This is a genomic window from Pseudoalteromonas sp. BSi20495 (genome assembly GCF_000241185.1).
GTDB classification, from domain to species: domain Bacteria; phylum Pseudomonadota; class Gammaproteobacteria; order Enterobacterales; family Alteromonadaceae; genus Pseudoalteromonas; species Pseudoalteromonas fuliginea.
In genome coordinates this window covers 1-22,808 of sequence record NZ_BADY01000010.1, presented here as the reverse complement: position 1 = coordinate 22,808, position 22,808 = coordinate 1, and the positions used below count along the sequence as shown (strand labels likewise).

The 22,808-nt window shown below is 39.2% G+C and carries 17 protein-coding genes and 1 pseudogene; 5 read left to right on the top strand and 13 right to left on the bottom strand.

What is annotated here, in order from left to right; genetic code table 11:
- Window positions 1-39: 39 nt before the first annotated feature.
- Complete coding sequence (locus tag P20495_RS18970; RefSeq protein ID WP_008133627.1) at window positions 40-1,155, bottom strand: endonuclease/exonuclease/phosphatase family protein; 1,116 nt, start codon at window positions 1,153-1,155, stop codon at window positions 40-42.
- Between the two features lie 296 nt (window positions 1,156-1,451).
- On the opposite strand from P20495_RS18970, the gene P20495_RS18975 reads away from it, so the two are divergent.
- Window positions 1,452-2,123: a hypothetical protein gene (locus tag P20495_RS18975; protein WP_008133625.1), complete on the top strand. Its 672-nt coding sequence runs from the start codon at window positions 1,452-1,454 to the stop codon at window positions 2,121-2,123.
- 58 nt (window positions 2,124-2,181) lie between these two features.
- On the opposite strand, the gene P20495_RS18980 is transcribed toward P20495_RS18975, so the two are convergent.
- From P20495_RS18980 to P20495_RS18995, 4 genes are all read right to left on the bottom strand, one after another.
- Entirely contained in the window at window positions 2,182-2,889 is a 708-nt protein-coding gene (locus tag P20495_RS18980; RefSeq protein ID WP_277910879.1) for a response regulator transcription factor, read from the bottom strand.
- Window positions 2,890-3,013: 124 nt separating this feature from the next.
- The gene (locus P20495_RS18985; RefSeq protein ID WP_008133623.1) at window positions 3,014-4,618 is read right to left on the bottom strand and encodes an ATP-binding protein; all 1,605 of its coding nucleotides are present in this window, start codon (window positions 4,616-4,618) and stop codon (window positions 3,014-3,016) included.
- Window positions 4,619-4,798: 180 nt separating this feature from the next.
- Entirely contained in the window at window positions 4,799-5,536 is a 738-nt protein-coding gene (locus tag P20495_RS18990; RefSeq protein ID WP_008133622.1) for a retron Ec48 family effector membrane protein, read from the bottom strand.
- Window positions 5,526-6,713 (bottom strand): reverse transcriptase family protein, encoded by a 1,188-nt coding sequence (locus tag P20495_RS18995; protein WP_008133621.1) that lies wholly within the window; start codon window positions 6,711-6,713, stop codon window positions 5,526-5,528. Before P20495_RS18995 ends, P20495_RS18990 begins: the two co-directional genes overlap by 11 nt.
- 582 nt (window positions 6,714-7,295) lie before the next feature.
- Here P20495_RS18995 and P20495_RS19000 point away from each other — a divergent pair.
- The 3 genes and pseudogenes from P20495_RS19000 to P20495_RS19010 all read left to right on the top strand — a co-directional run bounded on the left by P20495_RS19000 (window position 7,296) and on the right by P20495_RS19010 (window position 11,659).
- Complete coding sequence (locus tag P20495_RS19000; RefSeq protein ID WP_008133620.1) at window positions 7,296-9,587, top strand: peptidase U32 family protein; 2,292 nt, start codon at window positions 7,296-7,298, stop codon at window positions 9,585-9,587.
- Window positions 9,588-9,600: 13 nt separating this feature from the next.
- Window positions 9,601-10,260: a glutathione S-transferase gene (locus P20495_RS19005; RefSeq protein ID WP_008133619.1), complete on the top strand. Its 660-nt coding sequence runs from the start codon at window positions 9,601-9,603 to the stop codon at window positions 10,258-10,260.
- 135 nt (window positions 10,261-10,395) lie between these two features.
- A pseudogene (locus tag P20495_RS19010) lies at window positions 10,396-11,659 on the top strand (valine--pyruvate transaminase).
- Between the two features lie 450 nt (window positions 11,660-12,109).
- Here the strand turns inward: P20495_RS19010 and P20495_RS19015 are convergent.
- The 8 genes from P20495_RS19015 to lrp all read right to left on the bottom strand — a co-directional run bounded on the left by P20495_RS19015 (window position 12,110) and on the right by lrp (window position 21,484).
- A complete protein-coding gene (locus P20495_RS19015) occupies window positions 12,110-13,084 on the bottom strand; it encodes a transposase (protein ID WP_008133614.1) in 975 nt (324 codons plus the stop codon).
- 87 nt (window positions 13,085-13,171) lie between these two features.
- Window positions 13,172-13,690, bottom strand: coding sequence for a tyrosine-type recombinase/integrase (locus tag P20495_RS21395; RefSeq protein ID WP_008133612.1), 519 nt, complete (start codon window positions 13,688-13,690; stop codon window positions 13,172-13,174).
- Window positions 13,691-14,398: 708 nt separating this feature from the next.
- Complete coding sequence (gene serS / locus P20495_RS19025; RefSeq protein ID WP_008133608.1) at window positions 14,399-15,703, bottom strand: serine--tRNA ligase; 1,305 nt, start codon at window positions 15,701-15,703, stop codon at window positions 14,399-14,401.
- 9 nt (window positions 15,704-15,712) lie between these two features.
- A complete protein-coding gene (gene crcB, locus P20495_RS19980) occupies window positions 15,713-16,093 on the bottom strand; it encodes a fluoride efflux transporter CrcB (protein ID WP_021032117.1) in 381 nt (126 codons plus the stop codon).
- On the bottom strand, window positions 16,086-17,429 hold the full coding sequence (locus tag P20495_RS19030) for a replication-associated recombination protein A (RefSeq protein WP_008133605.1): 1,344 nt from the start codon (window positions 17,427-17,429) through the stop codon (window positions 16,086-16,088). Before P20495_RS19030 ends, crcB begins: the two co-directional genes overlap by 8 nt.
- Window positions 17,422-18,054 carry an outer membrane lipoprotein chaperone LolA gene (lolA, locus tag P20495_RS19035; protein WP_008133603.1) on the bottom strand — a complete coding sequence of 211 codons (633 nt, stop codon included), beginning with the start codon at window positions 18,052-18,054 and terminating at the stop codon, window positions 17,422-17,424. The genes P20495_RS19030 and lolA overlap by 8 nt, the downstream gene beginning before the upstream one ends.
- A complete protein-coding gene (locus tag P20495_RS19040; RefSeq protein ID WP_008133601.1) occupies window positions 18,054-20,567 on the bottom strand; it encodes a DNA translocase FtsK in 2,514 nt (837 codons plus the stop codon). The genes lolA and P20495_RS19040 overlap by 1 nt, the downstream gene beginning before the upstream one ends.
- A gap of 437 nt (window positions 20,568-21,004) precedes the next feature.
- Window positions 21,005-21,484, bottom strand: a complete 480-nt coding sequence (lrp, locus tag P20495_RS19975; protein ID WP_033014887.1) for a leucine-responsive transcriptional regulator Lrp — start codon at window positions 21,482-21,484, stop codon at window positions 21,005-21,007.
- 142 nt (window positions 21,485-21,626) lie between these two features.
- On the opposite strand from lrp, the gene ald reads away from it, so the two are divergent.
- Window positions 21,627-22,748, top strand: coding sequence for an alanine dehydrogenase (gene ald, locus P20495_RS19045; protein ID WP_008133599.1), 1,122 nt, complete (start codon window positions 21,627-21,629; stop codon window positions 22,746-22,748).
- Window positions 22,749-22,808 lie beyond the last annotated feature (60 nt).

Below are 22,808 nucleotides of genomic sequence, written 5' to 3'. Positions count from 1 at the left end.
CCAAGAATGTAATTAATTTCTTCATAATAAAAACACCCTTTAAGACCTTAATTTTAGTGTGATCAACACAACACCGTGGTCGGTGCTTAGATCGTCTCGATCATACTCGGGATTTATTAAGTGCCTGTCGTAAGTGTCATAACCACTGACTTCAAAAAAGCTGTCATCGTAACTAGCATCAAACTCACACGACAATAAAATGTAATCAAGCACAGAGCTGCTCGCGCCATAATAATGTGTTGCCGGTCTTAACGGTGCTGCCTTTGTTATGTTTATATTTTTTACTTGGCTGTTACTGCTATCACAATCGCTTTGTACATCGTTTGTTATTGCTTCATCGCTAATCACTTCATCATTACTTAGCTGCGACTTAACAAACAAATCCCATGAATCATTTAAACAATATTTAGCGAGGTAGGTTTTAGCGTCAAACGCAGGTGCAAAGCGTAGCGTACTCGTCAGTAAATGGCTTAATACGCCATCCGCAAGTTCATTATTAAAGTCCCCCATTAATAGCATGGGTTGCTGCGTAGCTTCACGGCGAGTAATCATTTGTATCATTAGCAATGTAGCTTCACTGCCACGCTGAATAGTTGAGCCCCACCCACCCGCTACGTTCGCTTTTAAAATCTCAATTATGTTTTGCTCGGGTGCAAGCTCTTTATTGTGCTCATCAACATTAATCATCGGGCGCTTAGATTTAAAATGCACCACGTAACAATCAGTATTGCCTATATGAGGCAAAGTAACGGTCGCTCTCAATACCTTACGACTAAAAGTAAACTCACTATTAAGGCCAAGCGTACTTGCAAGCTCGCTGTCATGCTCAACCGCTGCTACTTCAACTATGGGATATTTAGAGGCAATCGCTACTACGGGGCGCTTATAAATAAAATCATCAATCACTTCTGGTGTATCTACCACCGCAAAGTAATTATAGCCTTGCTCAGCAACTAGCTCTTTTAACGAATCAATACTAAACACTTCCTGAAAACCAATCACATCCGGCGCGTGCGCTGTTAAGTAATCAACAATCCAACGCTGCTTTTTAGCCCACTGCTGCGCGGTATAAATCTTCTCAAACTCATAATATGCATTGGGTGGCACAAGGTAGTTAAACAGGTTAAATGTGGCTATTTTTAGTTGAGTATTCATGATTTCTGACTCAATGGGACGAATAGAGTTTGCACTTTCTTGCGTACATAACGGGGGAAGATTACTGATAAAATTAGCCTGTATAAAATTAATAAAAATAAGAAGTAACCCACTGCGAAATTGATAAACACATAAAAAATTAACAGCTTCTTACAATTCATGACAATACCCGACAAGCCCTGAGAATTACATGTCTACTGATATGTTAGCCTTTGAGCTATAAATTTACGACTTAAATACCTCATTTCTAGAATCAGTTACTAAATGCAATAAAACTAAAAATTATGGAGATTATTATGAACACCAGTAATAAAGGACTACGTATTTCATTGTTGTTTGGCTTTGCAACTATTTTAAGCGGCTGTGGTGAAAGCTCAGATGAGCTAGATAATAAATTAACTCATGAGGCAAGAGTATCTTTTGTAAATTCACTAGACTACATGGCCGATCTTCATCTTAAAAAAAGGAACATTAGCACAGGTTATAGCGGCCTATTTGATAACGATACTATTATTTCAGCCGATGTAGCAAGTAACACAGTAAGCACAACTTATCGTTACAGCTATAAAGCAATTAACAATATGATCAATTTAGGTGTTAAAAACAGCATTACCACAAACCAAGAAGAGCGTATAACCAAAACTTTAAGCAATAACGATAACCTATGGGTTATTGCCTGGAAAGCATCGGGCGAACAAACTGTTTCGGTGATTAGTAAAAAGCAAAACAATAATGCAGACGTATTTAATGTACGTTTATTTGCTAACGGTAATTACACTGTTTTAATCGATAACACTAAAACAATAACCACTGAAAAAGGCAAAGTCACCGACTACTTAAGCGTTAACAGCTGCGCTAATGGTTTAAAAATTGATGATAAATTTATTGATTTATGCACTGGTGATTTTGGCGCTTCTTATTTACTTATTGTTGATAAAAACGGTAAACGAGTAATGGCTGAGGAATAACATTTATAGCGCCTTAAATGCAGTAGCTTTAATATGCTACTGCTACAAACCCTATTATTTACCATGCACTTACAACAAACAAATACCCTTTTGAGCGTACCGTTTTAATTTTTAAAGAATTACGCGCATCATCGCCCAATTTTTTGCGTAACTGACTAATATGGTTATCTATACCACGTTCAATACCGTCATAATAATAACCTTTTAACTGTTCAACAATACTATTACGAGACAAAACCGTGCCAGCATTTTTAGCCAGCAATATTAAAAGGTCGTATTCACCATCGGTAAGTTGCACTGGCAAACCACCTAACGTAACCGTTCTATTGTGGGATGCAATAACGAGTTCTCCAAAGCTTATAAAACCTTTAGCTTGTGTGTTTATCCCTACAGCTTGCATAGGTTGCTCACGCCTTAAAAACGCTTTAATTTTAGCAAGTAATAAACGAGGTTTTACCGGTTTGAGTAAGTAGTCATCTGCGCCAATTTCAAGCCCAACAATTTGATCAATTTCTTCTTCCCGTGCGGTAAACATAACAATATAACCATTGTACAAAGGCCTAACCTCACGACACACCGTTAAGCCATCTTTTTTGGGCAACATAACATCCAAAATAACTAATGCAGGTTGCCACTGTAGAATAGTTGTAACCGCATCCTCCCCATTAGCCGCTATTTTAACCTCATACCCTTCAAGCGTTAAATACTCATCAATAGACTCTGCCAACGGCAAATCGTCTTCTACAACTAAAATTTTTGGTTTCATAACGTATTCCATGTCATACCTATCGGCTTATATACAGGCTCTATTTAACGATTATAAGATTGATCTCTTACTAAGCAGAGTTATGTGTCTAATCATTTTAACTAATTGCAAACCTATCCGTGACTTACATGTTAGTAGGCCAGTGCAAAATAAAACGTGCGCCACCTAAAGAAGACTCATCAACACTCGCCTCACCACCATGCCAATCTAATATTTGCTTCACAATAGCAAGGCCTAAACCGGTTCCGCCTGTTTGTAAATTACGACTTTCATCTTCTCTGTAAAATGCCTCAAATATCTTTCTTCGAGCTGAGTTAGCAACGCCATCGCCGTCATCCTCTACATATATTAACCAACCTTTCCCCACTTTTTGATAACTGATCTGAATAACATCTCGCCCATAAGCAATCGCATTTCGAATCAAATTACTTAAAGATCGGCTCATATAAAACTTATCAAGCAGTGCTTCACACTCAGCATTTTCAAGTAACGTAATTGTTTTTTTTGGGTTTGCTTCTTGCCAAACAATTAGCTCTTGTTTTATCCATTGATTAAGCTCAACGGTTTCTAATGCTAATGTTGGGGCTTCTCTATCAAAGCGAGCGTGGGTAAGCATTTCAGACACAAGTAAATTCAATTCATTTAGCGAAATTTCAATACGATCTAACTGCCCTACCTGATAGTCGTTTGTTGTACTGCCACGAAGTAATTCTAAGTTAAATTCGATACGCGCAATAGGTGTGCGTAACTCATGCGACACCGCATTAACCAAATTTTTATGTGAAGAAATTAAACGCTGTATTTTTTCGGCCATTATATTAAATGTTTTAGATAAGTTATTTAAATGACTAAAACGAATAAGCTTAGCCCGCGTTTCAAACTTACCTTGCCCAAGCAGCGCAGCAACCTTGTTAAGAGATCGCATAGAACGCCACCCAGGAATTAACCAAATAATAATAGGGATCAGTAAAAAAAAGCCGAATATAAAATAAAACACACTCAACATATACACAACTTTACTTTTTAGCTCAGGGCTAAATGGGCCTAGCACAATAACCTGATCGCTATTGCCAATACGTTGCATCACTATATCGGCGGGATACCCTATAAAATCAGAATCGTTTGATGATATAGAAACCATCACGCCCTGTTCTAATTCAGCCATTTGCTGCGATGTGTAATTTAATTCGCTCAAGGTTTTGAGCAACACGGGATATGCAAATTCATGGCTCAGCGAATCAATAACCTGCGGCCACTCTTTTTTAGGGTACTGTATTAACCTATTATTAAGTAAATAAAAAGTGCCCATCATCCAACGCTGTGCTTCATTTACTAAATGCTTGGGCACAGAGTTTGGCTTAACAATAACTAAGAGCTGGCTGTCATCAATTTTTCGATAAACTAAATCAGCAAATGGGTCGCCTAAAATTTTATTTTCTGTAAGTAAGGTGTTTTGCTCGCTCGAAAAATCACGTTGATTATATGCTTGCAAAGAAAGCGCAAAGCCAAAATTAGCCTGTATATTGTTTAAATAAGCTAATCTATCGTTTTTAGGTATACCTTTAAGTTGCTCGGCAAGTAAATCGGTAGAACCCGATGTTAAAAACTCTAACGCCCATTTTTCAGTGGGATGCCTCACCTTGTTTTCAAATTGCGGAATAATAAATAACTGAATACTCACCACTGAAGAGATAATAATAATTAGTAAAAAAAGTAGCGATTTTTTCATGTGTTATATGAGGTCAATAAGTAAACATAAACCTTATCATACATTTATATAAATACTATTGTTGATCACGTGAACAAATGATTAAATTTATGTCTATGCGATTTAGAGTTTGTAAAGCCAAGTTCAAATGTAAATTGCGTGCGTGAATACAAAGTAAAGTAATAAATTATTGCTTTAGAATTAAATATATTTACGTTCATTCAGTTTTGGTATTGATTCACAAGCACAAAACTCATTATTAATAGATGAGATAAGAGATAACAGTTGTCCCTCAATCTCATAAAAATCATTTCTAGGGTGAACCTCTAAAATAACGCCTAATTTTTTCAGCACGTTAATCACCCTATATTGATGCTTTTTATAATAAAATGAGCCTTCTGTTGCCTGTTGACTTTGTTTATTTGAAACATCTAACTCTCTGTTCACTTCTGTGATTAAAGAAATATAAGTCTTGGAAATATTCATAGAGCCAGTTCTAGAATTTTCAAAAATAAGGTTATACCACTTAAAGACATCGAACGCTGATAAGCTCAATCTATCTCTTTTTAATGTTTCAGCTTTGAGATACTCTTTGAATAATGAAAAGTGTGATATATGGTTATTTAACATATTGCTTTGATGGTTATTAATATATCCCATCAGAGCTATAAAAATCCCCCCAATGGTTGCAATTGATGTCAAAATAAAGATGAGGCCTGAAAAAAACTTTATCGCTCCTGAAAATGTATTTATTGTGTTGTTTACACACTCATTTTTAAAACAAAAAGTAAATGTTTGGTACTCGCTATTAGCTATCGAATAAAAAGTCGATGCGACCATTAGTACAAGTATTATTAACCCAATGACGGTGATAAATTTGAAACATAGGATAAGTATTGAAAGTAATCGATGAGGATTAAGACTAGAATTAATTTTCATATTTAGGTTTTATTGCTTTTAGTTTAAGTCGAAGCTCTTGAGCGGTTTTAGAATAAGTTCTTTGAAGAATATTTAATCTATCGTGTGCTTTATAAAAGCGCTTATGATACCAGTAGCTAGTATGTTTCTCTTTAAAGTCTTTTTCGAGCCTTGCAACGATTGTATGTGATCGTTTCAGATCTACTTTTGCTGGTAGAGGCAATACACGTAATAGTTTTTCAACCAATTTACTATGTGAATTATGTCCCACCCGTTTGAGCTTATTAACTCTTCCCATACAACGATTAAAATCTCGCCTATACGCATGCGTAATTCTATAGCCAGGTTCTGAAGCTAATTTTTCAATATTGTGAACTGCTGCTCTTAATTTTTTCACTTCGTTTGATGGGTATCTTGGTTCTTCGAAGTTAACTCTCATACCATGTACAACTAAAGGTAGTATTGAGGATGAGCTACTCTTTGTTTTATGCAAATTTATTGGTAGCTCCTTCTCCAGTAACATATTCGAGACTAATGTTAATGCATAATCGAATTGGAAGTTTGAAGTTTTAGACGAAATCGTAATATCATCTACTAGCCGAGTATAAGTTAATTGTTTACGTTTCAGTCGTGAAACGACTTTATGTTCCAAATCCCACAAACATAAAGCAGCGATATAACTAGACGTTAATGCACCTTGAATTAAAGTCCCTTTAAAGCAACATAACTTTGTTAAAGTTTGCGAAATCTCATCATTATATTTAAAAAAGCGACTAAACATTTCAAAAACTAAATGAGCCGAAATATTATCAAAGAAATCTTTTATATCAATTTTCAATAAGCTTTTTGTAGAACAGTGCTGAGATGCGCAACTAACGTAATCTCTTGCTTTTATTAATTTACCATCAGAAGAGATTTCATTAGGTATACATCCATAAATATAATCTGGCCAAAGTACTATTTTCTTAAATATTCTTTTGTTGATTCTTCTTTGAATTTTTCTAATTTCATAATGAGGCTTGTGAATTTTTCTAAGCGTACCATCGCTTTTCTCAACATGATCAATTACATACTTTTCATTATCACGAAGAGATAAGGCTGATGACAAATCTTTTTCGGATATATCCAATGCTGCACAAAGATTCTTTATATTAGAAATAGATTGGAAGGTACTTTTTTCGGGGATTAATCTGTCCATGAGTTAATCTGATATCCATATATACAAAAAAGGCTTAGTCAACTCATACTCTAGAGTAAAAGAAATAGTGATACATTCATCGAAAACATTTGGAAACTGCCACCATTTCTATAACTAAGCCTATCGTTCACGGCTACTCTTGGTTTCGAGGAGACGGAGGGTGTGGCCGAAGCACAAGCTTAACAAGTAACGTTAAGCGCTCAATTAAGAGCATTATCCAAACACTTTTTAATTCGATTGCAGCAAACTATGCGAAACGCATAGGCATTGTTTAATCTACTATCGTTATACGACTTTTACAATATGTATTCGACTAAATAAATTACTTAAGATAAATTCGTTAAAAAATAGACTTAAAAAAATTATATATTTTCAGTCATCTCTATCTTTTAACTCGTTTAGTTTAGTTGCACCTAGCTGAATCACACTCAGAATTAAGTCGCTAACTCCCGTTTTTATACGTTTTCTCTCTTGTATTAATATTTTTCAAACCATAAATCATTATATCCCTCAATAAATAGCTTTAACGTGCCTAAACAGATAAAATTCGCGGCAATTAAATATGAGCGAAGTGAAGTTGTCATGAGTAGAAAGATTGAACTATTAGCCCCTGGCGGTGATGTAAACGCGGTAAAAGCCGCCATTGTAGCCGGTGCTAATGCGGTTTATTGTGGGTTAGATACCTTTAATGCACGTAACCGAGCGTCTAATCTTTCGTTTGATGAGCTTAACGGCGCACTTCGCCTAGCCCATGAATACGGCTGTGAAATATTTTTAACGCTAAATGTAGTTATATTAGAGCACGAAATGGGTGCGCTATTTAAGCTATTAAATCAGCTAGTAAATACAACCCTTGATGGCATTATTGTACAAGATTTAGGGTTATTCAATATAGTTAAAAAGCACTTTCCTACTTTGCATATTCACGCATCAACTCAGTTAACTACGCATAACGAATCACAGGTTGAGTTTTTAGCGCGCATTGGCGCTACACGTGTAAATTTATCGCGCGAGCTTAACTTAACTGAAATTAAAATACTGACCGACGTAGCGCATAAATGCGACGTATTAACCGAAGTATTTGTGCACGGCGCATTATGTATTGCATTTTCAGGGCAATGTTATTCAAGCTCGGTAAGTGTGGGTAACTCGGGTAACCGTGGTCGCTGCTCGCAAGCGTGTCGTGATGAATACGAGCCAACGGCGATGGGTAACAAACACCCATTAAACTTAAAAGACAACTCAGCCTATTTTGATTTACCTGAGTTGGTAGCCGCAGGCGTTGACTCGCTAAAAGTAGAAGGCCGCATTAAAGGTGCTAACTACGTACATACGGTTATTGATAGCTGGCGCAAACAGATAGACACTTTTGTGCAAACCGGTAACCTAATTGAAGACGACTCAAGCTTATACAAAGTATTTAACCGTAACTTTACTAATAAATTTTTAACCGGTGACATGACCAAAAACATGTTTACCGATAACCCGCGTGACCATAGTTTTGATCACGCTAACGAAAAAAACAACGCAATTTCGGTCGTGCAAATTTACGATGCACAGCAAGAGCTTTCCACTCAAAAAAGTGAAATTGATTCGTTAGTTAAAAAGAAAATTGAATTTTTAGATATTTCAAAGCGCGAGCTTACATTAAAATTTTCAGGGCAATTAAATCAGCCATTCACTGTAAACATAATTATTGAAGATAAAAACGATATTACGCTTTCGAATAAAAACGCAAAAGAACCTCTACGCTTTGAAGTTCAATCGCAAATGGTGATGCAAACTGCCGATAAATCGGTTGTTGATATTGCTGCCATTGATAAACGCTTTAAAACCTTTAGTAATGCCAATTTTGACATTAAAAATATGGATTACTCAAACTTAGGCGACAACTTAAGTATTCCCTTTAAAGAGCTCGCCCGCATTAAAAAACAAGTCGCGTTTTTATTAAACGAAGGCAAAGACGTACTCGCCCCTGTTGAATTGCCAAAACTTGTTAATCACCCTAAGGCCCATAACAAAACAACACTCTCTATTTTAATATCGGACATAAAAGATGTTCATCTATGTGATTTAACAGATGGCGATGTTTACTTTAAATTACCTGAGAGCTTTAGAACCGATAACGATAAATACATTAATGTATTTTTAGAACACCCACAGTTAATTCCGTGGTTTCCGGCGGTGTTAATTGGTAAAGATTTTGAAGAAGCTGTACGTTTACTCGAGGTTGTAAAACCTAGGCTTATTATAAGTAATAACACAGGCGTTGCATTTAAAGCAGTGCAAATGGGCATCGACTGGATTGCCGGCCCATTATTAAACACTACAAACTCTTACGCGTTACTAACACTACAAGAAGATTTAAATGCGAAAGGCGCGTTTATTTCAAACGAAATAAACAAACAGCAAATGCGTAGTATTAAACGCCCTAACAACTTTAAAATGATGTACAGCATTTATCACCCAATACTAATGATGACCAGCCGACAGTGTTTTTTCCAGCAAACCGTTGGCTGTAAAAAGCCACGTATTGATGCAAGCTGTATGCTGAGCTGTAAAAAAGAAACAACCGTTACCAATGTAAAAGGCATTAGCTTTGCCATTGATAAACAAAAAGGCGGCTACCCGAGCATTTATAACCATGAGCAATTTTTAAACATGGATATTGTGACCGATTACGCTGACAAATTTGACGAGTTTATGATTGATTTAACCGACATTGGCTCAGGCGATAAAGAAAAGCTAGATAAAGCCGTGTTGCTTGCCCATTTTCAAGATTTAATTAGCGGGCAAACACACGCAGCTGATCAGTTAAATCACATGGTAAAAGTAAAAACACGTCAGCAATATGTTGAAGGCTTAAACAGCTAAGGTAAGTATTAAAATGACACTGCCATTATTATATTCATTACAACACTGCCCATACGCAATGCGTGCACGAATGGGTATTTTAATGGCAGAGCAACCCGTTTTACTACGCGCTATTAAAACTAAAAACAAGCCACCGCATCTTTTGCAAATATCGCCAAAAGGCACGGTACCTGTTTTATTATTGCCGAATAATCAAGTTATAGATGAAAGCCTCGATATTATGCTCTGGGCTTTAAAACAAAATGACCCGCATAATTTATTACATACTCAAGACCCATTAGCACTTGAGCACATGCTTGAGTTAATTAAGCTAAACGACACGCAATTTAAACCCGTGCTCGAAAAGTATAAGTTTTATGCTCGCACAAAAGACATGGCACACCTTTATTACCAAAAAGCCTGCGAAGAGTTTATTAAGCAATTTGAAGCAAAGCTGACTACACATAAATACTTAATAGGCAATGAAAAAAGCCTAGCCGATTATGCACTACTTCCGTTTATTAGGCAGTTTGCCCGCGTAGATAAACACTGGTACTTACAAAGTGAATACACGCATGTACGCGCATGGTTAAACGAGTTTTTACACGCCCCTATGTTTACCAAAGTTATGGCCAAATTTGATTTGTATATGGACTGCGGTGAAGAGTTTTTATACGGCGTTAAAAAATCTTAACTTAGCCTTTGTTTTATAGAAATTTTATTGTCATAGCTAGCTACAAAGCTAAGCATTGAATTATTCTCATCATCGAATTTAAGCCCTTTATTTACGCTATACTGCCCTCCCCATTACTAACAAACGCTATGCATTATGAACTACTCAAACTTTGGCACTAAATTCACACAACCCAACGGCATTACTCAGTTAATGGAAGATTTAGGCGGTGCTAAAAACAGCAATAATCCTAATATTGTTATGCTCGGTGGCGGTAACCCCGCACTAGTACCACAAGTAAATGAGGTTTTTTTAAGTGAATTACAAAAACTCGTTGCCAGTAATAAGGTATCGCAAGTATTTGGCCTTTACGATGGCCCAACCGGTAACGACGAGTTTAGAGCTGCATTAGCAGGCCAACTAAGTAAAGAGTATGCATGGGATATTAGCGCCGAAAACGTAGCACTTGGTAATGGCAGTCAAGCTAACTTTTTTGTGTTGTTTAATATGTTGGCAGGCGAAATGCCTGATGGCAGCCACAAAAAGATTTTATTCCCCCTTGCGCCAGAGTACATTGGTTATGCCGACCAAGGTTTATCAGCCGATATGTTTATTGCAGTAAAGCCTGATATCGAAATTTTAAATACAGGTAGCACATCAAAACAGTTTAAATACGTAATTGATTTTAAAGCGGTTGAGCAAATATTAGCTAACGACAGCAGCATAAGCGCGCTGTGCGTATCACGCCCTACCAACCCAACAGGTAACGTAATTACCGACGATGAAGTAAAACACCTTGATTTGCTCGCTAAGCAATATGGTATTCCACTCATTATTGATAACGCATATGGCGATCCGTTCCCAGGTTGTATTTACACCGATGCAAACCTAACGTGGAACTCAAACATTATTTTATGTATGTCACTTTCAAAACTGGGCCTACCGGGTTTACGCAGCGGTATTGTGGTTGCCAATAATGAGATTATTAAAGCAATTGGCCGCGTAAACGGCAGCATGGTTTTATCGCCAAATAGTATTGGCCCAAGCTTAGTGACACGCTTAATTAACGACAACGAACTACTCCCACTGTGCCGCAACGTTGTACTGCCTTTTTATCGCAATAAAGCACACATAGCGATTGAGTTGTTTGATGAAGTATTTGCCGAACTACCTGTTTATTTACACAAAGTTGAAGGCGCATTTTTTATGTGGCTGTGGTTTAAAGATGCAAAAATAACAAGCGAGGTGTTATACCAACAACTTAAAGAGCAAGACGTGTATGTGATCCCAGGTCACAACTTTTTTTATTGGTATTGACGACAGCTGGGCGCACAAGCACGAGTGTATTCGTATCAACTATGCTACCGATGCAGATACCCTAAAAAAAGGCTTAGAAGCGATTAAAGCAGTTATGGCGTGAATTTATAAAGCTGTGGTAAGAGTCTACTATCGTAGGCTCTAATCACATTTTTATAAGCCCCCACTTACTATAAGGCCACTTAGCTTTATTAACTAGAAGGTTGAGGCTCTTTTATTGCCTTAGTTTTTAGGGCCTTAGTAAGCATCGCAAAAACAAAGCCCCCTACTGCGCCTGCAAGCAGTTGAGCATAAAAACCCCAGCCTCTTGCGCCCGCTATAATATGAATATTCACAACCATTAAACTAGACAGCCACTCCAATTGTAAACTAATCTAGCGCGCCACTAAATTTACTTTTTTGGGCTAAGAGTTCACCTCTTTTTATATCTTTACCCGCGCGTTACACATTAAATAAGCAATTATCACTGTTAAACCTAAATTACACACATGAAAATGACTGCATAATGCAGTTGTGATTTATTACTGAATAGTTTTACTGAGTAGTTTAAGTTTTATGCCAGTAGCTTTTCGCAGTTACTGATATTCGCTCGCCGCTTTCGCTTTAAGTTTTCACAATAACCTTCTTGTGAGGCTGGCCTGCCGACTGCACCATGAAATACACGCGTAAATTGTGTGGTGAGTTTTAACCAGTTTTCTGGGGAGATATTAACTCTTTCGAGTAAGGGTAAGTGTGTACTTTCAATATAACCACGTTTGTCTTCTCGTATACAGCGCCCTGTTAGCTCAACAAGTTCAAGGTACGATTTAAGCTCAAACGGCAGCCCTTTTGGCATAATTTGACGTGGCATGCCTGCAAAGCGCAGTAGTTGTTTTGGTTGCTTGCCATCCTTTGCATACGTTAAACGCTGTTTGATGCTAGTATGGTCTGACTCTTCTGGGGTGTTAGCCATTTTGGCTCTAATGGGGTTTAAATCAACATACGCCATGCAGGCCGCAAGGGCTGCTTCATCTAATAATGCTTGAGACGTAAAGCGCCCTTCCCAAAACCTACCTGTGCAGTTATCTTCTTTATTTGCTCTGCGGGCAATACCTTCATTTAATAGCCGCATAAACCAGCTGATACTTGATAGGCGTTCGCGGTATTCCTTTACTGTTTGATTAAAAAAGATAAGTTCAGCTTTACTTAGCTTTTCACCCTGTATGTATTTTTGCGTAAGTACAGTGCCTTTACACAGCTTGTGCCAGCGGATAACAATCGCTTTATCATTCAGCCGATTCGCTTTTTTGTCATCAACATACAACACTAAGTGCGTATGATTGCTCATGACAGCATAAGCACAGACGTCAATACAAAATACCTTGGCTAACTCAAGCAGTTTGTCTTCAACCCAGCCTCTACGATGCTCGTAGGATTGACCTGTAAAGTGGTCTTCCCCACATAAAAATGCACGGCGTACGCAACGTGATATGCAATGGTAGTACTTTGTATCAACCAAACTTACTTGGCGCTTTCTTGCGATTGCCATAAGACACCCTGCTTATTTTTCACACTGATAAAAGCCTAGTACTTAGTTCACTAAACTGCAAAAAAAGGATGGATGTCTAGTTTATTGTTATTGATTTAGCACGCTATCTGATACAACAACATAACGTGACTTATCTCCTTTACCCTGTTCAATTAAAATGGTTTTACGCTGTCCATCGATATCTTGCACTTTGATGCGCAGCAGTTCGCCAATACGCAAACCACATCCATAACACACCACTATCAATGTTTTTAAGCGCATATCCGTGCAACTTTCTATAAGTCGTCGAATATCATCACGCGATAAATAAGTAGGTGCCCGAGGTTTTGCTTTAGGCAAGGCTATGCCTAAGTTCAGTGGGCGATGTAAAATATTCTTAAACAGAAACCAAATGCTGTTTATTTGTATTTTTTGACTCGCTCTGGAGAGCTTGCGAATGGCGGGATCTTTAAAAAAGATATTCAGCTCATCATCAGTAATTAAATCGAGTGGTTTATTAAAATAATGGCTGAGTTTAAGCAAATGCTCGCAGTAACTTTTACAGGTACTTTGTGAATAACCACGGTAGGCTATTTCAGTTTTGACTTGTTCAATGAGTGTATTCATGACTTACCTCCAAATATGGGATAACCCCAAGGTAAGTGTGGCTCAAATGATAAGAATAGGATCTCCGCGTAGCGGCTTAGTTCAACAGCTTATTGAACACCACTTTGGGGGGTTATAACACCCCAAAACGGCGTATATTACATGGCTCAATAATTTCACTAAACAACTCTAATGTAAACAAGTAATTACGTATGTTATAAAATGATCACTGTAAAAATACACCAAAACGACTTTTAATAATGTTATTGGACAAAACATAAAGCACTGCATACACATACACATACAGTGCATTTTTAAAGTTGAATATTATTTATGAAATATCTCTTTCTAACCACGATTACAGTCCATATGTATAGCCAGCGCTATTATTACTAGCTATACAAAGAGCACGATTGAAGCTTATCTGTTTTGATAGCTGCCTATATCCGCTTTAATAATATGCAACACCCTAGCTCTATGGAAATACTCAGGTGAAGTCATGTTTAAACCATTTAATAAATTCGCAAAATGTAGCGCAAGAAACTGATAAAAAGGACTGGCGCATATTTTTGTCAAAGAGCTGTAACGCGCTAAAGCACGTCCTACATATTAGCTGAACCTTATTATTACCTTTTTTAACCAAAAACAAAAAAGCCGCTGTTCATGACGAACAGCGGCTTTCGAATTAAGATTTACAAGCTTAAAGCTTGCTTAACTTAAACTTGATTTTTATTGCTTACCAATTACTTCAAGTCCACCCATGTATGGGCGTAATACTTCTGGTACTACTACTGAACCATCGGCTTGCTGGTAGTTTTCTAGTATTGCTACTAGTGTACGCCCAACAGCTAAGCCTGAACCATTTAGTGTATGTAGTAACTCTGGCTTTTTAACACCTTCACGACGAAAACGTGCTTGCATTCTACGCGCCTGAAAATCTGCCATGTTTGAACATGATGAAATTTCGCGGTATGTGTCTTGAGCAGGTAGCCATACTTCTAAATCGTATGTTTTAGCTGAGCCAAAGCCCATGTCGCCCATACATAAAATCACTTTACGGTACGGAAGTTCAAGCGCTTGTAGTATTTGCTCTGCATGACCTGTTAACTCTTCAAGCGTTGCCATTGAGTCTTCTGGTTTTACAAGTTGTACTAATTCAACTTTATCAAACTGGTGTTGACGAATTAAGCCACGAGTATCGCGGCCATAGCTGCCTGCTTCGCTTCTAAAACACGGCGTGTGGGCAACTAAGCGAATTGGTAAATCGCTTTCATCGTAAATTTCGTCGCGGGCGCTGTTTGTAAGCGGTACTTCAGCTGTAGGAATTAAGCTAAAGCCGGCTTGTTGTTCGCCGTCGTCGTTTACAAGGCCTAATGTGTGGAACAAATCGCCCGCAAATTTAGGTAATTGGCTTGTGCCGTAAAGGCTTGCGCTATTTACTAAGTACGGTACATACATTTCTGTGTAGCCGTTTTTATCAGCGTGTGTATCTAGCATAAATTGCGTTAGTGCACGGTGCATACGCGCAACTTGGCCGCGCATTACGGTAAAGCGTGCACCACTAATTTTAACGCCCATTTCAAAGTCTAAGCCGTTTAGGTCTTGGCCTACATCTACGTGGTCTTTAACTTCAAAATCGAATTTTTTAGGTGTGCCCCACGTTAAAATTTCAACGTTGTCGTCTTCGTCTTTACCCGCCGGTACTGACTCGTCTGGCAAGTTTGGAATTGCTAACGCAATGTCGTTAATCGCGGCTAATACTTCATCTTGCTCTGTTTTAGCTGCGTCTAGCTCACTACCTAAGTTAGCCACTGCATCAAGTAATGGCTGTGCGTCTTCGCCTTTTGCTTTGGCTTGACCAATTGCTTTTGCGCTTGCATTACGTTGACTTTGAAGTTCTTGCGTTTTTACTTGTAATGTTTTGCGTTTTTCTTCAAGTGCCGTTACCGTCGCTACATCGAGTTCGTAACCGCGAGCTGCTAAACGTGCTGCAGTTTGTTCGATGTCTTGACGTAAAAATTTAGAATCTAACATGTTAGTTTTTTAACCTTTTTGCATTACTAGCTGAAGGCCCAGCCAAGCCATAAAAATACACACCATCACGTTTAGGATGATATTGAGGGCCATTTTAATAAAGTGACCTTGTTGTAATAACAACAACGAGTCCATTGAGAATGTTGAAAAGGTGGTTAATGCACCTAAAAAGCCAATACCGATAAGGGTTTTAGCGGGGCTTGCGGTGATAATTTCTTTATCTATCAAACCGTACAAAATGCCCATTAACAATGAACCCAGAATATTAACCGTCAACGTGCCAAAAGGGAATCCCCTACCGAGGAGTTTTAGCATGCTTTCGCTAATAAAAAACCGTAAACACGCACCTGAGGCTCCGCCAAGGGCGATCATCATATAAAGTTTAATCATTTTCGTATCGTTTAAGTGGGCTTTGCGCATCGCGCTCTTTTAGGTAATCGAGTTTTTGTTTAATTTTTTGCTCAAGTCCGCGCTCACTCGGTAAGTAATACTCTTTGCCATCCATTTCAGGTGGTAAATATTTTTCACCTGCGGCAAATGCGCCTTCTTCATTGTGCGCATAGCGATACTCAGCGCCATACCCTAAGTCTTTCATTAAGTTGGTTGGCGCATTACGTAAATGCTCTGGTACGGGATAACTTGGCTCATTTTGAGCATCTGCTTTGGCTTGATTAAACGCCATATACACCGCATTACTTTTGGGTGCACTGGCTAAATACAATGTGGCTTGTGCAATTGCACGTTCGCCTTCGCCTGGGCCTACTCGTTGAAATATATCCCACGCATTTAACGCCACTTCCATCGCACGCGGATCGGCGTTACCAATGTCTTCTGTAGCTATGGCAAGTAAGCGCCTTGCTACATACAAAGGGTCGCCGCCACCGGCTAAAATTCGGCAATACCAATACAATGCACCGTCGGGGGAGCTACCTCGTACTGATTTGTGAAAGGCTGATATTAAATCGTAAAATTCATCGCCGCCTTTATCGTATTTAGCTAAGTGCGTTGGTAGCACTTGGCTAAGTACGTGCTCATCTACGTTGTATTGACCGTTTTGCTCGGACGTTAAATCAACTGCTTGTTCAAGTAAATTAAGTACTTTACGCGCATCGCCGCCACTTGCTTGGCAAAGTGCCTGTTTAGCGTTGTCGGCAATAGTGATGTGTTTTTGGCTTAGCTGCTCGTCTTGTTTAAGTGCGCGCTCTATTACGGTGTATAAGTCGGTATCGGCAAGCGATTTTAAAACATACACGCGTGCACGCGACAATATAGCGTTGTTAAGGGCAAACGATGGGTTTTCTGTGGTTGCACCTACAAATATAAAGGTGCCGTCTTCTATGTGCGGTAAAAAGGCATCTTGTTGGGATTTATTAAAGCGATGAACTTCGTCAACAAACATAAGGGTGCGTTGGCCACGGCTTTGTAGATTGTCCCGCGCTTGCGTTACGCTGTCGCGTATATCTTTTACGCCTGCAGTTACCGCCGACATTTGAATAAGTGAGGCATCAGCATGGTTGGCAATTATTTGCGCAAGTGTTGTTTTACCCACACCAGGCGGACCCCATAAAATTAAACTATGGCATCGCCCTGCGACAATGGCTTGATGCAGTGGTTTATCAGCGCTTAATAAATGCTGCTGACCAATGTATTCATCAAGCGTTGTAGGGCGCATACGCGCGGCAAGTGGGCGTACATCAGGCCCAAAGTTAAAACCTAAATTACTCACCGTTACTCTGATCGTCTATTTCAACACCTTCGGGAGGCGTAAATTCAAAAGTGCTTTGATCAAGCGGCGTATTAACTTGGGCATTGTTAAACGTAAATGACGATAGCTGCCCTGAGTTGTCGGTAACGACTAGTTTAGCAAGGGCTTGCTCGTTACCCGCACCTGAAAACGCTATATCAAGTTGTTCTACTTGGCTTTCTACGCCTTTATTTGGCGTTACGCTAAAGCCTGTATTTGTTGCAAGTACGCTGTATTTTTCCCATTTTCCTGGGTCTTTTGATGTAAGTAGCACAAATGGTGTTGAGTCGATTAGACTGCTGGTTTTCATAATCGTTACTTGCTCAGCAAAGCTGTCGAAGTAATAGGTTTTATCACCGTTTGATACAAATAATGTATCGTCTGGGTTTGTTTGCTGCCAGCGAATCATCATAGGCTGTTGAAGCGCTATTGTGCCCTCGCCTTGCATAACCGCTTGGCCTTCTTTGTCTGTTACTTTTTGTGCAAATTGCGCTTTAAAGCTTTTTAAAGTAGCAAGTCTGTCTTGTAATGCTTGGCTGTCATCAGCAAAGCTTGGTGCGGCAAGTACGCTGCCTAATACTAATAATAAGGCGTTAAATTTTTTCATTAATTTGCTCCATTAGGTACTAATACATCGCGAGCGCCGTTATGACCTGGTGAGCTCACGATACCCGATGTTTCCATTTGTTCGACTAAACGTGCTGCGCGGTTATAGCCAACACGCAGTTTACGTTGCACTGACGATACCGATACCTTGCCAGTTTCGATTACAAACGACACAGCTTCGTCGTATAACGGATCGTTCTCTTCGTCTGCATTTTCGCTTGCTTCACCTGGTAATAAAATATCCTCACTGGCATCGCCATTAAGTATTTCGTCAATATAATTTGGTTTAGCACGCGCTTTCCAATCATTTACTACAGCGTGTACTTCATGGTCGTCTACAAACGCGCCATGCACACGCTCTGGTACGCTCGTGCCTGGCGGTAAATAAAGCATATCGCCCATACCTAGTAAGTTTTCGGCGCCTTGTTGATCAAGTATGGTACGCGAGTCTATTTTGCTCGATACCTGAAACGCCATACGTGTTGGGATATTAGCTTTAATTAAACCTGTTATTACATCTACCGAAGGGCGCTGCGTTGCTAGTATTAAATGAATACCTGCCGCACGTGCTTTTTGGGCTATGCGGGCAATCAGCTCTTCTACTTTTTTACCAACAATCATCATCATGTCGGCAAATTCGTCTATTACTACAACAATACTGGGTAATTTACCTAGCTCGTCTGGGCCTTCTTTCATGCCATCAGTGTCTTTAAATAATGGATCAAGAATTGGGTAACCCGCTTCATTGGCTTCGAGCACTTTTTGGTTGTAACCTTTTAAGTTACGCACACCCAATGCTGACATTAATTTATAACGACGTTCCATTTCGCCCACACACCAACGCAGTGCGTTGGCGGCTTCTTTCATGTCGGTGACTACTTCACACAATAAATGCGGAATGCCTTCGTATACTGATAGCTCAAGCATTTTAGGGTCAATCATAATCATACGTACATCGTCAGGACCCGATTTGTACAACAAGCTTACTATCATGACATTAACGCCCACTGATTTACCTGAACCGGTTGTACCGGCTACCAATAAATGTGGCATTTTACCTAAATCAGCACAGACAGGCTGACCGGCAATGTCTTTACCTAGCACCATGGTAAGTGGCGATGGATTTTGCTCGAATTTAGGTGCGTTTATTACTTCTGACAAACGTACTATTTCGCGGTGTTTATTAGGAAGCTCAATACCAACATATGTTTTACCCGGTATAACTTCTACAACACGCACACTAATTGCCGAAAGCGAACGGGCTAAATCTTTTGCTAAACCTGTAATTTTAGACACCTTAATACCTGGCGCTAAATCCAGCTCAAAGCGTGTAACAACAGGGCCTGGGTATACCGCTACAACTTTAGCTTGTACGTTAAAGTCAAGTAGTTTTGTCTCTACTAGGCGCGATACTGTATCGAGCTCTTCTTGCGAAATTGGGTTTTTAGCTTTGTCCGGTCTGTCGAGTAAATCGAGCGACGGTAATGGCCCCGGTGGTGGTTCTTGCGTCAATAATTGCTCAAACTTCTCTTTTGCCGTCGGCGGTGGTTGATATTGCGCTTTTGATTTAGGCATTGGTCTTGCTGGTGATACCACTGTTGTAACTGGCTTTTCAGGTTCTACAACTGGGCTTTGATCAAGCGCGTTTAATGCAGCGGCCGTGTCCATTGGTTCGTCGTCTATGGCGCTAAAGCCAATTTCTTGATCGAGTATGTCGTCGAGTTCATCAAACGGCATAAAGTCATCACTAATTTGTGGCTCGCTAAATGGCGTTTGCGGTTTGTTAATTGCTTTTTGTTTATCTGCTTTTTGTTTATCTGCTTTTTTAGCCGATGTAGGCAGCTCTATTTGCTCTTTTATATCGTCTTCAAAATGGGCGTCTACTTCATCGTTATTATTTACTGTACCTGCAGCGTGTTCTCGGTGCATCCAGCCTTTTGCATACGACACGATAAAACGATAAAACCTAACCATTAAATCTCCAAGATAATCAACAAAATCAACCCACGATACACCCGTTAATAAGGTAAGCCCTGCAAAAAAGAAACACAGCAATAATATAGATGTACCGGTAAAGTTAAATGCAGGCATCATAGCTGATGCAATAACATCGCCCACTACCCCACCAGAAGAGAAGTTATAAATATCGTCAAAGTTGATACTGCTAATAGCGGTAGCTGAGGTAATAAATAAAGCAAAACCAATAACTCGCAGCGCTAAAGTAGTGTAATCAAGCTGTAAAATGCGGTGAGGTTGTTTAAATAATAAGTAGCCAAATAATTGAATGGCAGCAGGTACTAAATAAGCCAACCAACCAAAAGTAAGTAATAAAATGTCAGCTATCCATGCACCAGCTGTGCCCGTAATATTTTTTACGTTTCTAAATTCACCAGTTTGCGACCACGAAGGATCAACTGGATCAAAGCTGATTAAGGCACATAAAATAAATATTGCTGTAAAGGTACTGATAATCAGCCCTGTTTCTAATAGTCTTTGCACACCGTTTAGGCGCATAGTTCCCTATTCCTCTTTATTATTCTATTTTATTCACACTTACTTAGCAGTGAAATACCTTAGCAGGAAATGCAATTTGTTGCACTTTATCTTAGGGCCTGTTTATCTTTCGAGGTTAAATTTGCAGCTGACTGTTTGGTATTTAGGCAAGGCAGAGCCTATGTAGTGTGGTTATTCCCCATAAATAGGCGATAACGCAGCATAAATGCCAAACATGCGCTGCCCGAAGGGTTCTACCTAGGGGCAATTAACTCTTTGTTGCTCGGTTTTTACTTAGCCCACTAGGTTACAAACCTCGCGCCGCGATTAAATCGCCCCTAGATTGAACAAATTTTAATCCTGAAAGGTCAACAGGCCCTAGCCTTGATGGCCTGATTATGAACACGTTTTTATAATTTAGGCAGATAAAAGCAAATGTCAGCCTATTATAAATACTGTTAAGCAATATACGGGCGAATAATTACACCTTCTTCACCTTTTACTTCTTCCATTACTACATAAGTACGGCTTTCACTTACATTTGGAAGTTTCAATAGTATGTCGCCTAATACGCCACGGTATTCTGACATATCATTTACGCGTGTTTTAAGTAAAAAGTCGAAATTACCCGACACCAAATGGCATTCTATAATTTCTTCATGCTTTTTTACAGCAGCACTGAACTCATCAAATACATCGGGTGATGTTTTGGTAATTGTTACCTCTACATACACCGATAAACCTTGCCCAAGCTTAGCAGGGTCGACCACTGCTTTGTAACCTAATATGTAACCTTCTCGTTCTAGTTTTTTTACCCGTTCGAGACAGGGCGTGGCGCTTAGGCCAACTCGTCTGGCCAGTTCAACATTGGAAAGGCGTCCATCATGTTGTAATTCCATCAAAATTTTCCGGTCAATTCTATCTAATAACTGATGCATAGTACCAACTAGTTTTTTATGCTGTTTATTTTTATTATTTAGATAATAACACTAGAACCCACTTTAAAAAAGGTGAGACACACTGGCTTATGATGAATATAATAGTGAAAAATGTTAATCCGTTCTTAATAAGGCAAATGTTATGATTATTGGTGTACCTAAAGAAATTAAAAACCATGAATACCGTGTAGGTATGGTTCCTGCGAGTGTTCGTGAATTAGTAAACCACGGTCACCAAGTGATTGTAGAAACTGATGCAGGCATGGGCATTGGTTTTACTAACGAAGACTACACACAAGCAGGTGCTGAAATTTTAGCAACTGCTGCTGATGTTTTCGCTAAAGCCGACATGATTGTAAAAGTAAAAGAGCCACAAGCTGTTGAACGTGCAATGCTACGTGAAGACCAAATCCTTTTCACTTACTTACACCTTGCACCTGATCTTCCACAAACTGAAGACCTTGTAAAAAGCAAAGCTATTTGTATTGCATACGAAACTGTAACTGACTCACGCGGTGGTTTACCGCTTCTTGCGCCTATGAGCGAAGTGGCTGGTCGTATGTCTATTCAAGCTGGTGCACAAGCGCTAGAAAAGTCTAACCACGGTCGTGGCATGCTATTGGGTGGCGTACCAGGCGTTGAAGCTGCTAAAGTTGTTGTAATTGGCGGCGGCATGGTTGGTCGTAGCGCAGCTCAAATGGCTGTTGGCCTTGGTGCTGAAGTTGTGGTTCTTGATCGTAACATCGACGTATTACGTGCACTAGACGCGCAATTTGGTAATAAAGTAAAAGCTATTTACTCAACTGCTGATGCACTAGAAAAACACGTACTAGAAGCTGATTTAGTAATTGGTGGCGTACTAATCCCAGGTGCAGCTGCACCTAAACTAGTCACTGCAGAGCACATTAAAGCAATGAAACCTGGCTCTGCAATTGTTGACGTTGCAATCGACCAAGGTGGCTGTATTGCTACCTCTAAAGCAACGACGCATGCTGATCCTACTTTCATCGTTGATGAAGTTGTTCACTACTGTGTTGCTAACATGCCAGGTGCTGTTCCACGCACATCTACGTTTGCACTTAACAATGCAACATTGCCTTTCATCATTAACCTTGCAAATAAAGGTTATAAAAAGGCGCTACTAGATGACGCTCACTTCTTAAAAGGCTTAAACGTAATTAAAGGCCAAGTAACTTACAAAGAAGTAGCACAAGCGTTCAACATGGAATATGTTGACCCACGCACAGCGGTAGAAAGCGCATAATTTAGCGTTTTCTAGTTAGGTTGGTATTAAATAACATAGTAACTTAACTACAACTCATAA

Coding starts and splice junctions, on each gene's coding strand:
- P20495_RS18970 (WP_008133627.1), bottom strand. CDS start 1,155: ATGAATACTCAACTAAAAATAGCCACATTTAACCTGTTTAACTACCTT.
- P20495_RS18975 (WP_008133625.1), top strand. CDS start 1,452: ATGAACACCAGTAATAAAGGACTACGTATTTCATTGTTGTTTGGCTTT.
- P20495_RS18980 (WP_277910879.1), bottom strand. CDS start 2,889: ATGAAACCAAAAATTTTAGTTGTAGAAGACGATTTGCCGTTGGCAGAG.
- P20495_RS18985 (WP_008133623.1), bottom strand. CDS start 4,618: ATGAAAAAATCGCTACTTTTTTTACTAATTATTATTATCTCTTCAGTG.
- P20495_RS18990 (WP_008133622.1), bottom strand. CDS start 5,536: ATGAAAATTAATTCTAGTCTTAATCCTCATCGATTACTTTCAATACTT.
- P20495_RS18995 (WP_008133621.1), bottom strand. CDS start 6,713: ATGGACAGATTAATCCCCGAAAAAAGTACCTTCCAATCTATTTCTAAT.
- P20495_RS19000 (WP_008133620.1), top strand. CDS start 7,296: ATGAGTAGAAAGATTGAACTATTAGCCCCTGGCGGTGATGTAAACGCG.
- P20495_RS19005 (WP_008133619.1), top strand. CDS start 9,601: ATGACACTGCCATTATTATATTCATTACAACACTGCCCATACGCAATG.
- P20495_RS19015 (WP_008133614.1), bottom strand. CDS start 13,084: ATGGCAATCGCAAGAAAGCGCCAAGTAAGTTTGGTTGATACAAAGTAC.
- P20495_RS21395 (WP_008133612.1), bottom strand. CDS start 13,690: ATGAATACACTCATTGAACAAGTCAAAACTGAAATAGCCTACCGTGGT.
- serS (WP_008133608.1), bottom strand. CDS start 15,703: ATGTTAGATTCTAAATTTTTACGTCAAGACATCGAACAAACTGCAGCA.
- crcB (WP_021032117.1), bottom strand. CDS start 16,093: ATGATTAAACTTTATATGATGATCGCCCTTGGCGGAGCCTCAGGTGCG.
- lolA (WP_008133603.1), bottom strand. CDS start 18,054: ATGAAAAAATTTAACGCCTTATTATTAGTATTAGGCAGCGTACTTGCC.
- P20495_RS19040 (WP_008133601.1), bottom strand. CDS start 20,567: ATGCGCCTAAACGGTGTGCAAAGACTATTAGAAACAGGGCTGATTATC.
- lrp (WP_033014887.1), bottom strand. CDS start 21,484: ATGCATCAGTTATTAGATAGAATTGACCGGAAAATTTTGATGGAATTA.
- ald (WP_008133599.1), top strand. CDS start 21,627: ATGATTATTGGTGTACCTAAAGAAATTAAAAACCATGAATACCGTGTA.